This is a genomic window from Parasphingopyxis sp. (genome assembly GCF_052168295.1).
Lineage (GTDB): Bacteria > Pseudomonadota > Alphaproteobacteria > Sphingomonadales > Sphingomonadaceae > Parasphingopyxis.
In genome coordinates this window covers 20,347-32,909 of the sequence record NZ_JBQLZN010000056.1, presented here as the reverse complement: position 1 = coordinate 32,909, position 12,563 = coordinate 20,347, and the positions used below count along the sequence as shown (strand labels likewise).

Sequence of the window (12,563 nt, the reverse complement as noted above, 5' to 3'; positions counted from 1 at the left end):
TAGCGGCGGGGCGGACACGCGGTGGGCGCCCTTCTCCTTAGACGGCTGGCCACCGCGATCCCGACGCTGCTCGGCGTCGTGATCCTGTCTTTCGTGCTAATGCGCCTTGCACCGGGCGGCCCGTTCGATGGCGAGCGCGCGCTCGACGAAGACACGCGCGCCGCGCTGGACGCCGCCTATGGGCTGGACCTCCCGCTCGGCGAACAGATCGCGCTGTATCTTGGCCGGCTGATCCGCGGCGATTTCGGGCCCAGCCTCGTCTATCGGGACTTCACCGTGAGCGAACTCATCGCGCAAGGCTTGCCCGTTTCGCTGACGATCGGCGGCCTCGCGCTGCTCTTGGCCTGCGCGCTCGGTATCGGCGGCGGACTGTGGGCCGCCGTGCGCGCCGGGCGCTGGCAGGACGAGGTGATCATGGGGCTGGCGACCCTCCTGACCGCCCTGCCCGTCTTCGTCACCGGACCGCTTTTCGTGTTGATCTTCGCGCTGGGTCTCGGCTGGCTGCCGGTATCGGGCTGGGAGCCGGGTAGCCCGTCGCATCTCGTGCTGCCCGTCGTGGCGCTTTCCCTGCCCTTCGCCGGTGCTATTGCCAAGCTGACCCGCGCGGGGCTCGCCAGGGCGCTCAACGAGGATCATGTGCGCACGGCCCGGGCCCGCGGCCTTGCCGAGCGACAGGTGATCGCGCGCCACGCCCTGCGGCCCGCCTTGGTGCCCGTCGCCAGCTATCTGGGTCCGGCAGCGGCGGGCCTGCTCACCGGCGCGGTGATCATCGAAACCGTCTTCGCGCTGCCCGGCCTCGGCCGCTACTTCGTGCAGGGCGCGCTTAACCGGGACTATCCGCTCGTGCTCGGCGTGGTGACGCTCTATGCGGGCCTCATCATCCTGTTCAATCTCGTGGCCGACCTGATCTACGGCTGGCTCGATCCGCGGATGCGGGCGGAATGACGGCGTCGCGCATCTCGCTCGGCATCGTCGCCATCATCGCGCTCGCCGCGCTGTTCGTGCCGCCCTTCCTGCCATGGACGCACAGCGCGATCGACTGGGACGCGGTCCGTGCGCCGCTCTTTTCGCCCGGCCATCTCTTCGGCACCGACTCTGTCGGCCGAGACCTGCTCGCCCGCACGCTGGTCGGCACGCGGATCACGCTGGCCGTGGCGCTCGCCGCCGCGCTCGTCGCGCTCGTCATTGGCACGGCCTGGGGCGCGATCGCCGGCTGGGTCGGCGGACGCACCGACGAGATCATGATGCGAATCGTCGACGGGCTCTACGCTCTGCCCTTCATGTTCGTCGTGATCCTGCTGATGGTGGTCTTCGGCCGCAATATCGTGCTGGTTTTCATCGGCATCGGCGCGGTCGAATGGCTGACGATGGCGCGCGTCGTGCGCGGGCAGGTCATCGCGCTCAAACAGCGGCCGTTCGTGACGGCGGCGGAAGCGGCCGGCGCACCGCCGAGCCGTATCCTGACCGGCCATATCCTGCCCAATGTCGCGGGCGTGGCGCTCGCCTATCTGCTGCTCACCGTGCCGCAGGTCGTGATGGTCGAGAGCTTCCTCTCCTTTCTGGGTTTGGGCGTGCAGGAGCCGCTGACCTCGCTCGGAATCCTCGTCAAGGAAGGCGCCGACGATATGGATATCCAGCCGCACGCGCTGCTGATTCCTGGCGGCGTGCTAGTGCTGGTCATCGTCTGCCTCACCATCGCGGGCGAGCGGCTGCGCGACAGGCTCTCGCAATGAGCCTTTACGCAGTGAACGGCCTGAGTGCGCGAATCGGTGACAAAGTTATCGTCGACGATGTCTCTTTCACGGTCGAAGCGGGTCAGTGCGTCGCGCTGGTCGGCGCGTCGGGATCGGGCAAAAGCCAGACGTGCCTTGCGCCGTTCGGCCTATCGCCGGCGATACCCAGCGGCTCGGCCCGCCTCGATGGCGTCGAGCTTATCGGCGCAGACCCGGACGTAGTACGGACAATCCGCGGCCGCGACGTCGGGTTCGTCTTCCAGCACCCGCTGACCGCGCTCACCCCGCATCTCACCATCGGTGCGCAACTTGCGGAAAGCTGGGCGCGCGGCGGCGCGGCGGCGCCATCGCGCGCCGATATGATTGCGGCGCTGGGACGTGTCGGCCTCGATGCCCCCGAAGACCGTCTCGATCAGTTTCCGCACCGGCTTTCTGGCGGGCAGCGACAGCGCGCGCTCATCGCCATGGCCGTCGCGCATCGCCCGAAACTGCTGATCGCCGACGAACCGACGAGCGCGCTCGACGCCAGCCTGCGGGCCGAGATCATGGCGCTGCTGGACACACTGCGGCGCGAGCAGGGCATGGCGCTGCTGCTGGTGAGCCATGATCTGGCGGCCGTCGCCGACCATGCCGATACCGTGGTAATGCTGCGCGATGGCCGGGTGGCGGAAAGCGGCCCGGCCGTGGATATCCTCGCAACGCCCCGCAGCGACTATGGAAGGGCATTGGTCGCCGCCACGCCGAAACTTTCCGATCCGCCGCCCGATTTGCCGGAAACCGGCGCGCCCTTGCTGGCCGCCACCGCCATCGATGTATCGTTTGCGCGTCCCGGCTGGCGCAAAGGCCGGGTGCAAGCTGTCAGCGACGCGAACCTGTCGATTGCCGAAGGCGAAGCGCTGGCCCTGGTCGGCGGATCGGGTTCGGGCAAATCGACCCTGGCGCGCGCCATCGCGCGGATCGGCCCGATCGACGCTGGCAGCGTCACGTGGCGGAGCGAGCCGCTGCCCGAGCGCAAGCGCATGACCGCGAGCCATCGCCGGTTGATCCAACCGGTCTTTCAGGACCCGGTGGCGAGTCTCGATCCGCAATGGCGCGTATCCCACATCATCGCCGAGCCACTCAAACATCTACGGCCCGATCTTGCGGAATGGGGGCGCGCAGGCACGGTGAAACAGCTGCTCCAGGAGGTCGACCTGCCCGCGGATTTCGCCGACCGTTTCCCGCGCGAGCTATCGGGCGGTCAGGCGCAGCGCGTCGCGATTGCGCGCGCCCTCGCCGTCGAGCCCGAAATGCTGCTGCTGGACGAGGCGACCTCGGCGCTCGATGTGCTCGTTGCGGGCCGCGTGCTCGACCTGCTCGAAAAGCTCCAGAATGAGCGCGATCTTGCGCTTCTTTTCATTACCCACGATCTCGCAGTGGCGCGGCGCCTCTGCCATCGGATCGCCGTGATGGATGCCGGCGCAATCGTCGAAGAAGGGCCGGCGCAGCAGATCATTGCCGCGCCGGCCCATCCGGTTACACAAAAACTGGTTGCGGCGTCCTAGAAGGCGACGCCGAGCGTACCGACCACCGTGCCGTCGCTCAGCGGATTGTTCACTGCCGTGTCCACATAGGCGACGCCGATCGACAATATGCCGAAGGCTGCCTCCACGCCGAGCGACCAATCGACATAATCGTCGTCATTGTCGATCGAAAGGCTGCCATTCGTGTAGCCGAGATGCCCGCTGACGGTGAGCGGCGTCTCAGGAATGCCGACACTGGCCTCCGTATACACGTAGACGTTGTCGTCATTGCCGATCGAACGCTGGCTCGGCGCCCAGGCGACGCCAGTCGTGAATTCCGCGGGCCCGATCGCATAGGAGAGCGACGCATAGGGCTCGACATAATCGGCATCGCCGACATTGCCGTTCGGGTAGATATAGGCGAGCACGCCCACGTCGAGCGTGAGACCGGACGTGATTTCGCCCGACCAGCCGGCATAGATATCGAGCTCGGTGTGGCCGAAAACCGGGCTGTCTTCGATCGACGACGCCCATGTCCCGACGTAGAATCCGCTCTCATGCTCGATATCGATGCCGCCCTGGATCGCGATATCTTCGTCGGAGAAGGAAACGCCGCGGAACCGGTAATCGGTGACGAGTGCGGCGTTGCCGGAGACGCTGAAGCCGCCGCCCAGGTCGTTGGCGTGAGCGGGCGCCGCTATCGCTGTCGACGCGAGAAGAGCGAGGCCGAGAATGGAGTTGCGCATAATATGTCCTTTATAGTCGAATGCATCTACATTCGTCCCTGCGCACTCCCCGATCTCTGTCCCGAAATGGCGGATCGATAAAGCGTATGGTTGCGATCATGCATAGTTTCGCATCTGCACACAACGATATTACTCAGATTATCGAAAATTCGTAACTGTATGTTGCTGCACTGCAACAATTTGGTGCGCCGCAAAGCGGTTTAGGCAATTCTTAGCAGCTATGCGCCAGAATCGCGGGCGTACGGAGAAAGACCGAAATGACCGCGCAGCACCAGATCGCCGTAGAGCCGGATACGCCTGAGCCCGGACAGGTTTCGCAAATCTATACGATTCTGCAAATTATAGAGCAAATGGCGCGAACCGGAGGCGACGCCGCATCGATCGCAGATGAGACTGCGCTTAACGCGGCTTATGCGCGAGCATCGGGAATAGCGAGACGCTGTTTCGATGCCGTGGCTGCGGATGCAGCGCTCGCGGCGAGTGCCGGTGCGCAGGTCCTGCTCGGTAAAGGCGAGGCCGCCTCTGTTGCCGCTGACCGGCTCGCGCGTCACCTCCGCGAACGGCTCGCCCTGCTCGGCGACATCCTCGATGCCTAGTCCAGTTTTCCCGAAGCTGTCGCTGTCTTGATCGTCGCGCTTTGCGGCTCCGGGGCATCCGGCATGTTCTTCGGCCATTCCTTGATATGCAGGTCGCGCTGCGGGAACGGGATTTCGATATCGTTGTCCTTGAACTTGTTCCACACGCGCGCATAGATATCGCCGCGGACATTGCCGACGCCGCCTTCGGGATCCTTGATCCAGATCCTCAGCTCGAAATTCACCGATGAATCGCCGAACTCCACGATCCAGCAGCGCGGCTTCGGATTGCTGAGCACGCGGTCGCTCTCGTCGGCGGTTTCCAGCATCAGCTTGTGCGCAAGATCGAGATCGGCGCTGTAGGAGACTCCGATCGGGATGTTCACGCGTACCTCGAGGCTGGAATAGGACCAGTTCTCGACCTCTTCGGTCATCAGGATTTCGTTCGGGATGAGATGTTCCTTGCCGTCCCGCGTGATGATCGAAACGGCGCGGATGCCGATCTTGTTGACCCAGCCGAAACTGTCGCCGACGGCGATCACGTCGCCCGGCTTGATCGAGCGGTCCATGAGCAGAATGATCCCGGCGATCAGGTTGCCGATCGTCTTCTGCATGCCGAAGCCGATGGCGAGGCCGAATGCACCGCCGAAAAAGGCGAGCGCGGTCAGGTCGATACCGAGAATATCGATACCGACGAAGAAGGCGACGACGATGATGACGATCATCGCGATCTTGTCGGCAAGCAGCTTTTGCGCGGGATCGAGCGCGGAGGAGCGCTGGATCGAATGGCTGATGACGCGGCGCACGATACGCACGATCGCGAATAGCACCAGACCGGTAATCGCAATCGTCAGCAACGTCAGGAGCGAGATGCGCGTATCGCCCACATCGACGCCGATACGGTCGAGCACCAGCGTAACGCGTTCGAGCCCGCCCACGGCGTTTGACAGGATAACGGCGAAGGTGAGCACGCCCGCTGCAACGGCTATCCACCGGGCAAAGCCCGTCGCCCGGATGATGTGCCAGACCAGATAGCCCGCACAAAGCCCCCAGCCCGCACCGATGATCAGGTCCGTATAAGTCCACCAATCGAAGGAGAAAAAGGCGATCGCGAGGACGATCGAAACCGACGCATGATAGATGATCTTGACCATGCGGCTGGCCAGGCCTTCGGCGCGTTCGCCGGCGATGCGTTCCCAGAAGCCTTTCAGGTTAGCGCCCGCGAGCCTGCTGATCACCCAGCCGAGCGCCATACCGATGCCGACGATGACAAAGCCGAGTATCGCCGCCAGCCAGTTGAGGTCGGCGGGAAGCGGGATTCCCGCGCGCGTCAGCAGTGCGATTACTTCCTGCATGCCGCCTTCTCGTACCTTTCCAGGCCCTTCGCAAGATCGGCGATCAGATCGTCGGGGTCTTCGAGACCGATGTTGAGGCGGATGACCGGGCCTTCAGCGTCCCAGGACGTCGCCGTACGGTCAGGCGTCGGATCGACGGGCAGTGCGAGGCTTTCATAGCCGCCCCAGCTGTAACCGATACCGAATAGCGCAAGATCGTCGATCAGCGCCGCCACCGCCTCCTCGCCCCCGCCGTCCATGACGAAGGAGAACAGGCCAGCCGCCCCGGAAAAGTCGCGTTGCCAGATGTCGTGACCGGGGCAATCAGGCAGCGCCGGGTGCAGGACCCGGGCGACCCGCGGCTGCTCGGCCAGCCAGCGCGCGACTTTCAACCCGCCCGCTTCATGCTGGCGCAGGCGCACGTCCAGCGTCCGCAAGCCGCGCAGCGCGAGATAGGCATCGTCCGGCGATACGACCTGCCCAAGTTGCTGCGCAGTCCGGCGCACACGCGCCCAATATTTGTCATGCGTCGTAACCGAGCCGAGCATCACATCGCTGTGCCCGACGATATATTTTGTGCCGGCAAGGATCGCGATATCGACGCCCTGTTCGATCCCCCGGAAGAAATGGGCAGCGGCCCAGGTGTTGTCGAGCAGCGTCGTTATCTCGCGCTCTTTCGCAATTTTGCAGATCGCCGGCACATCCTGCACCTCGAAGGTCAGGCTGCCCGGGCTTTCCATCATGATCGCGCGGGTTTTTTCGCAGATAAGATCGGCGATACCGGCGCCGACCAGCGGATCGTAATAGCGCGTCTCGACGCCCCATTTCTTGAGGAATGCGTCGGCATAGCTGCGCGTCGGATCGTAACTGCTGTCGGTCATCAGCAGGACATCGCCCGGCGTGAGAACAGCCAACAGCGCGCAGGCAATGGCGGCCACGCCCGACGGGAAGAGCATGGTGCCGCACGCGCCGGGCTCCATCTCGGTCAGCGCTTCAGCGAGCGCCCATTGGGTCGGCGAGCCGCGCCGTCCGTAAAAGAAGCGGCCATCTTCATTGGATCTCTTTGCCGCCCGCAGATTGGCAACGTTATCGTAGAGATGGGTGCTAGCCCGCCAGATCGGCGGATTGACCACCGCGCCCGTCCATTCCTTACGCCGACCGCCGGTTACGAGGCGGGTCGGTGGCTTGTTATCCGATGAGCCGCCGCTCACGCGGCTCCCGTCGCTTTTTCGGTATCGGGTTGGCTGCCCCATTCAGCCCAACTGCCGTCATAGAGCGCGACGTCGGTCTTCCCCAGCAGCTTCGCGCCGAACAGCAGAACCGCCGCCGTCGTGCCGCCGCCGCAGGTCGTCACCATCGGCTTGTCGAGGTCAACGCCCGCATCCTCGAAAGCCGCGCGCAGCGCCGCGCCGCGCTTCCAGGTACCGTCCTCGTTGAACAGATTGGCATGCGGCACGTTTTTCGAACCTGGAATGTGGCCCGGCGCGATATCCGGCCGCGGTTCAGGGCCTTCGCCCTTGAACCGTTCTTCGGGACGCGCATCGACGATTTCGACTTCGTCGGAACCCGCCAGTTCCTTCATCGCCTCAAGATCGCGCACGGCGCTGTCGTCATGGAACGGCGTGAAATGGCGGTGGCGGACCTGCTGCTTGCCCTGTTCGACGGCATTCCCTTCCGTCTTCCATTTGGCGAGGCCGCCATCGAGTACGGCAACATTGTGCGCGCCGAACACATCCTTCGTCATCCACCACGCCCGCGCCGCGCTGTGAAGCGGTGAATTATCGTAGATCACGATGCGGCTGCCATCGCCGACGCCGAGCGACTGCATCCGGCTCGCGAATTTCTCCGCCGAAGGCAGCATGCCGGGTACGGGATTCGATGTGTCGCGGATTTCCTCAAGGTCCATGAACACGGCGCCGGGAATATGTTCGAACCCGTATTCGGCCTTCGCATCGCGGCCGGAATCCGGAAGAAACTGGGTCGCATCGATGATGTGCAGATCGCTGGCACCGAGTTCTCCGGCCAGCCATTCGGTCGAGACGAGCATGTCCATGGGCGATGATTTCCTGCCGTGAGTGTCGAGTCCCGCAATCCTTAGCTTTGGCCTCGGCGTTGGGCAATCGCCTAGTCCAGTGATTCCAGAAAGCTGCGCGCGCTGTTGCGGAGCGCGATCTTCTCGCCCTTCTCCTTCTTCGCCCAGGTCCGGTACGGCATGGCGAGCCGGCGATTGTCGCCAAGCTTTTCCTCGTTGCGCGCGAGAAAATCCCAATAGAGCGCATTGAACGGGCAGGCATCCTCGCCCGTCTTCGCCTTCACATCATAGCGGCAATGGCTGCAATAGTCGGACATTTTGTTGATGTAATTGCCGGACGCCGCATAGGGCTTGGACGCGAGCAGGCCGCCATCGGCGAACTGGCTCATGCCCACGGTATTGGGCACTTCCACCCATTCATAGGCGTCGGCATAGACCTCCAGATACCAGATATGGAGCTGGTGCGGATCGACGCCCGCCAGCAGGGCGAACGTGCCCGTGATCATCAGGCGCTGGATATGATGCGCATAGGCATAGTCGAGCGTCTGTCCTATCGCCTGGGACAGGCAGTGCATGTCCGTATCGCCCGAATAGTAGAAATCGGGCAGATCGCGGGCCGCGTCGAAGAAGTTGTTCTCCGCATAGTCCGGCCCCTCGCGCCAATAGATGCCGCGCACATATTCGCGCCAGCCGATGATCTGGCGAATAAAACCCTCGACCGCGTTCAGCGGCGCGTCGCCCTCGGCGTATTTCTTCTCCGCCTCGCGGCACAGATCAACTGGATCGAGCAGGCCTATGTTGAGGTATGGCGAAAGCAGCGAGTGATAGAGAAACGGCTCGCCGGTCAGCATCGCGTCCTGATAGTCGCCGAAACGCGCCAGACACTCGTCGAGGAAGTGGCGGCGGGCGCGCAGCGCCTCCGCGCGCGTGATAGCGAACTGGAAATTGTCGAGGCCGCCCGGATGATCGGCGAACCGGTCGGCGACGAGATCGAGTACTTCCTGCGTCGTCTCGTCGGGCCGAAAGGCGATAGGCTTCGGCATGAACAGGTCCTGGTCGGCCGGCTTGCGATTGTCCTGATCGTAGTTCCACTTGCCGCCTTCGGGATCGTCGCCGTCCATCAGCAGGCCCGTCTTGCGCCGCATCTCGCGGTAGAAATACTCCATGCGCAGCTGTTTGCGGCCCTCGGCCCACTCCTCGAATTCGGCATGATCGCAGAGGAAACGGCTGTCCGGGCATATCTCGACTTTAATGCCGAACTTCTCTTCCCATTCCTCCATCATCGCGCGGACGCGCCATTCGCCAGGTTCGGTCACGCAGATCGAGGCCGGATCATGGCGTTCGATGGCGCGCGCAATCTCGCCAGAAAAGCTGCCGCTATTGTCCGGATCGTCGAGCTTCACATAGTCGACGGTCCAGCCGCGATCCTGCATATCCTCGGCATGATGCCGCATCGCGGCGAGGATGAAGGCGATCTTCGCTTTGTGATGCCGCACATAAGTCGTCTCTTCGTCGACCTCCATCATGAGCAACACGGCATTCTCGGCGTCAACGCCAGCCAGAGACGACAGGTCGCGGCTCAACTGGTCGCCGAGGATCGGTATCAAGACGGGCTTGGAGTTTGCCATGGTCAGCGGGTCGCGCGGAAGAGCCCGTGCATCAACCCGTCCGTATGATCATGTCGTGCGGACGTTGAGCATCCGGCACCCGATGCCGCGAAACTGACCGAAACCGCGCTCGAGCCAGAAGGGCTGCATTTTCGGGCGCGGCGGTTCGAGCTCTCGCCCGACCAGCATCGTCGCGTGCATCTCGTGCACCATGCCGTCCGCATCGCGATAGCGCGGCATCATGTCGACGATCGGCACGAGCATGGCCTTCCCATCCGACTGAACGGGCTTGTACGTCTTCGGATCGAGGCGGATCTGCGCGCTGTGCGTATGCGTCTTGCCGGGCTCCAGACTGTCGAGGCTGACGCATGCTTCCCCGGTATCCGGCGCAGTCTCCATAGCCGCATCGTCCGCCGAACGGATGCCCAGCCGTACGGCGATGTCGGTCAGCGTCTCGTCGCTGACATTTGTGAGCACGAGCCGATAGGCGAGCGTAAGGCCGAGCGTGGACAGCCGTGCGGTTAGCGGCACGAAATCGATCTCAATCCGGGACGGGCCATCGCCCTGCGCTGGCGCCGGTTCCGGCATCGCCGGCGGCGGACCGGCTGGCGGTAGAACGGTTGGCGGCCCTTTGGCGGCGGGAACAGCGGTTGCCGGGCGTGCGCCCTCATCGTCTGCGGGCCGAACCCGTACCGCCGTGCCAGCCGGCTCGAGAGCGCGTTCTTGGCCGGACATCCGCGCCGACCGTTTGCGGATAGCCATGACCGCGGCACCGAGCATCGCCACACCCAACATTCCGGCCAGCCAGATCCACCAAGGCAATCCGCTTTCCTCAGCGGCGGTAACGGCGAATTCGGGTGCGGCCTCCGTTGGCGCGACCGGCTGGACGACGTCGCTTTCGGCAACAGCGGGCGGTACGGCATCGGTTGTCGCTTGGTCGGCTGTCTCTTGCGGAGCCGCCTGGGCGGGTACCGAACCCGTTTGCTCGGCAGCCGGAGGCAACGCAGCCGCCGGTCGTTCGGCAACCGGGCGTGGATCGCCCAGGCTCGGTTCTCGAACCGGATCGGCTTGCGTGGGACCGGGTGCGGGACGCGCCGTAGTCGGCGGCGGCCTATCCTCCTCCTGGCCCAGCAGCCGGGGCGCGGGCATGCCGGGCGCACGCGGGCCTTGAACATCGGGTTGCGGCTGCGGGCGGCGCTCGCCGGGCTGCAAATCGAAGACCGGCGCCTGACGCGCAACAGCCTCCCGGTCGTCCGCTTCCTGCGCCATGGCCGCCGCCATCGGCGTCATCGCGCCGATCGCCAGGCCGAGCCCATATGCCAATAACCGTTTCACGGGTTGCGTCCCTATCCTGTTCCCCGCTCGATAGCGACCCGGATCAAAGCGCCTCTGCGTTAATCGCCGATGAACCGTGCAGCAGGAATGACATGAAGCGGCAGATAGCCTAGATGGGCGGTCATGGAACCTACCCATCTCGGCAAGACATCCGCGCTGCCCGCTTCTCCCGAAGAGGCAGCGCTCGACTATGTCCCCAACCCGCGCGCTGGCGAACTCTATCTCGTGCGCTTCGCCGCGCCGGAATTCACCTCGCTGTGCCCGGTTACGAGCCAGCCCGATTTCGCGCATCTCGTCATCGATTACGCACCCGGCGAGACGATAGTTGAGAGCAAATCTTTAAAACTGTTTCTCGGAAGCTTCCGTAACCATCAGGCATTCCACGAAGATTGCACGGTCGGCATCGGCAAACGCCTGTTCGAAGAGATGCAGCCGCAATGGCTGCGCATCGGCGGCTATTGGTATCCGCGCGGCGGGATTCCGATCGACGTCTTCTGGCAATCCGGCCCGCCGCCCGAGGGGCTGTGGCTGCCCGACCAGGGCGTCGCCCCCTATCGCGGACGCGGCTGAGCATGTCGCATATTCTTTACGGCGCACCGGCGTCGCTCTTTTCGGGCAAAGCGCGCGCCTATCTCGACTGGAAACGGATCGATTACGAGGAACGACCGCCCTCGCCGAAGGTGATGCAGGAAATCATCATCCCCAATGTCGGCTATCCGGTCGTGCCTGTAGTCGAGAAATCGGACGGCACGATCCTGCAGGATACGACGGTGATCATCGATCATTTCGAGGCCGAAGCGGGCGGCCCGTCCGTCTATCCCGACACGCCGGCGCAGAGGCTCGCAGCCTTGCTCTTCGAACTTTATGGCGACGAATGGCTGGTAATCCCGGCCATGCATTATCGTTGGAATTACAATGAGGAGTGGATCTACGGCGAGTTCGGCCGCAGCGCGCTGCCAGACGGTACGCCGGAGGAACAGGTCGCGCGCGGCAGGCAGACGGGCGAACGGTTCAAAGGCTTCGTCCCGATGCTGGGCATCAACGACGCGACGATACCCGCGATCGAGAAGAGCTACGAGGCGCTGCTCGCCGATCTCGACGCGCATTTCGCGGACCATGACTATCTGTTCGGCATACGGCCCTCTATCGGCGATTATGGGCTGATCGGCCCGCTCTACGCGCATCTCTATCGCGACCCGGAATCCGGCAAGCTGATGAAACGCCTCGCGCCCAATGTCGCATCATGGGTCGAGCGCATGATTGATCCGCCCGCGCCGCTGTCCGGCGAGTTTCTGAGCGATGACGCGATTCCCGAGACGCTGATCCCGATCCTGCGGCGCATGATGGCCGAGCAGCTCCCGCACCTGCAGGCGGTCGCGAAGCTCTATGCCGATTGGGCCAACGACAATCCGGACGCCGACGTCCCGCGCGCCGTCGGCATGGCGCCTTACGAAATCGAGAGCGTTGTGGGCCAGCGTTTCGCCTCCACCTTTTCGCTCTGGATGCTGCAACGACCGCTCGATTTCTATCGCGGTCTGGAGGGCGAGTCGCGAAGCGCTGCCAACGCGCTGCTCGACTCTGTCGACGGCGGCGATTTCCAGAATTTCGATCTCGCACGCCGCGTCCGTTTCGAAAATCATCGGGTCGTACAGGCCTGACGCTCGGCTTGCCGCAACTCGTTCATTGTCGCTTTACTGAC

12 protein-coding genes are annotated in these 12,563 nt (G+C 63.9%); 6 read left to right on the top strand and 6 right to left on the bottom strand.

What is annotated here, in order from left to right; genetic code table 11:
• The first annotated feature begins 21 nt into the window (after positions 1-21).
• The 3 genes from ACTS1Z_RS09530 to nikE are packed head-to-tail and all read left to right on the top strand — an operon-like array spanning position 22 to position 3,277.
• Entirely contained in the window at positions 22-945 is a 924-nt protein-coding gene (locus tag ACTS1Z_RS09530; protein ID WP_442624219.1) for an ABC transporter permease, read from the top strand.
• A complete protein-coding gene (locus ACTS1Z_RS09525; RefSeq protein WP_442624218.1) occupies positions 942-1,733 on the top strand; it encodes an ABC transporter permease in 792 nt (263 codons plus the stop codon). The genes ACTS1Z_RS09530 and ACTS1Z_RS09525 overlap by 4 nt, the downstream gene beginning before the upstream one ends.
• On the top strand, positions 1,730-3,277 hold the full coding sequence (gene nikE, locus ACTS1Z_RS09520; protein WP_442624217.1) for a nickel ABC transporter ATP-binding protein NikE: 1,548 nt from the start codon (positions 1,730-1,732) through the stop codon (positions 3,275-3,277). Before ACTS1Z_RS09525 ends, nikE begins: the two co-directional genes overlap by 4 nt.
• Here the strand turns inward: nikE and ACTS1Z_RS09515 are convergent.
• The gene (locus ACTS1Z_RS09515) at positions 3,274-3,981 is read right to left on the bottom strand and encodes a TorF family putative porin (RefSeq protein WP_442624216.1); all 708 of its coding nucleotides are present in this window, start codon (positions 3,979-3,981) and stop codon (positions 3,274-3,276) included. The two genes, nikE and ACTS1Z_RS09515, sit on opposite strands and share 4 nt — an antisense overlap.
• Before the next feature lie 350 nt (positions 3,982-4,331).
• Between ACTS1Z_RS09515 and ACTS1Z_RS09510 the strand changes: the two genes are divergently transcribed.
• Entirely contained in the window at positions 4,332-4,577 is a 246-nt protein-coding gene (locus tag ACTS1Z_RS09510) for a hypothetical protein (protein ID WP_442624215.1), read from the top strand.
• Here the strand turns inward: ACTS1Z_RS09510 and ACTS1Z_RS09505 are convergent.
• From ACTS1Z_RS09505 to ACTS1Z_RS09485, 5 genes are all read right to left on the bottom strand, one after another.
• Positions 4,574-5,911 (bottom strand): mechanosensitive ion channel family protein, encoded by a 1,338-nt coding sequence (locus tag ACTS1Z_RS09505; protein WP_442624214.1) that lies wholly within the window; start codon positions 5,909-5,911, stop codon positions 4,574-4,576. The genes ACTS1Z_RS09510 and ACTS1Z_RS09505 overlap by 4 nt on opposite strands.
• A complete protein-coding gene (gene metC / locus ACTS1Z_RS09500) occupies positions 5,899-7,143 on the bottom strand; it encodes a cystathionine beta-lyase (protein WP_442624213.1) in 1,245 nt (414 codons plus the stop codon). The genes ACTS1Z_RS09505 and metC overlap by 13 nt, the downstream gene beginning before the upstream one ends.
• Positions 7,098-7,943 carry a 3-mercaptopyruvate sulfurtransferase gene (gene sseA / locus ACTS1Z_RS09495; RefSeq protein WP_442624212.1) on the bottom strand — a complete coding sequence of 282 codons (846 nt, stop codon included), beginning with the start codon at positions 7,941-7,943 and terminating at the stop codon, positions 7,098-7,100. The genes metC and sseA overlap by 46 nt, the downstream gene beginning before the upstream one ends.
• Positions 7,944-8,014: 71 nt before the next feature.
• Positions 8,015-9,550: a cryptochrome/photolyase family protein gene (locus tag ACTS1Z_RS09490; protein ID WP_442624211.1), complete on the bottom strand. Its 1,536-nt coding sequence runs from the start codon at positions 9,548-9,550 to the stop codon at positions 8,015-8,017.
• Between the two features lie 48 nt (positions 9,551-9,598).
• Complete coding sequence (locus tag ACTS1Z_RS09485) at positions 9,599-10,864, bottom strand: hypothetical protein (protein WP_442624210.1); 1,266 nt, start codon at positions 10,862-10,864, stop codon at positions 9,599-9,601.
• 123 nt (positions 10,865-10,987) lie between these two features.
• Between ACTS1Z_RS09485 and queF the strand changes: the two genes are divergently transcribed.
• Positions 10,988-11,434 (top strand): preQ(1) synthase, encoded by a 447-nt coding sequence (queF, locus tag ACTS1Z_RS09480; protein WP_442624209.1) that lies wholly within the window; start codon positions 10,988-10,990, stop codon positions 11,432-11,434.
• A gap of 2 nt (positions 11,435-11,436) precedes the next feature.
• Positions 11,437-12,522, top strand: a complete 1,086-nt coding sequence (locus ACTS1Z_RS09475; RefSeq protein WP_442624208.1) for a glutathione S-transferase family protein — start codon at positions 11,437-11,439, stop codon at positions 12,520-12,522.
• Positions 12,523-12,563 lie beyond the last annotated feature (41 nt).

Excerpts from the sequence above, each read along its gene's own strand:
- ACTS1Z_RS09525 (WP_442624218.1), top strand. The coding sequence starts at position 942 with ATGACGGCGTCGCGCATCTCGCTCGGCATCGTCGCCATCATCGCGCTC.
- nikE (WP_442624217.1), top strand. The coding sequence starts at position 1,730 with ATGAGCCTTTACGCAGTGAACGGCCTGAGTGCGCGAATCGGTGACAAA.
- ACTS1Z_RS09515 (WP_442624216.1), bottom strand. The coding sequence starts at position 3,981 with ATGCGCAACTCCATTCTCGGCCTCGCTCTTCTCGCGTCGACAGCGATA.
- ACTS1Z_RS09510 (WP_442624215.1), top strand. The coding sequence starts at position 4,332 with ATGGCGCGAACCGGAGGCGACGCCGCATCGATCGCAGATGAGACTGCG.
- ACTS1Z_RS09505 (WP_442624214.1), bottom strand. The coding sequence starts at position 5,911 with ATGCAGGAAGTAATCGCACTGCTGACGCGCGCGGGAATCCCGCTTCCC.
- metC (WP_442624213.1), bottom strand. The coding sequence starts at position 7,143 with ATGGGGCAGCCAACCCGATACCGAAAAAGCGACGGGAGCCGCGTGAGC.
- sseA (WP_442624212.1), bottom strand. The coding sequence starts at position 7,943 with ATGGACATGCTCGTCTCGACCGAATGGCTGGCCGGAGAACTCGGTGCC.
- ACTS1Z_RS09490 (WP_442624211.1), bottom strand. The coding sequence starts at position 9,550 with ATGGCAAACTCCAAGCCCGTCTTGATACCGATCCTCGGCGACCAGTTG.
- queF (WP_442624209.1), top strand. The coding sequence starts at position 10,988 with ATGGAACCTACCCATCTCGGCAAGACATCCGCGCTGCCCGCTTCTCCC.
- ACTS1Z_RS09475 (WP_442624208.1), top strand. The coding sequence starts at position 11,437 with ATGTCGCATATTCTTTACGGCGCACCGGCGTCGCTCTTTTCGGGCAAA.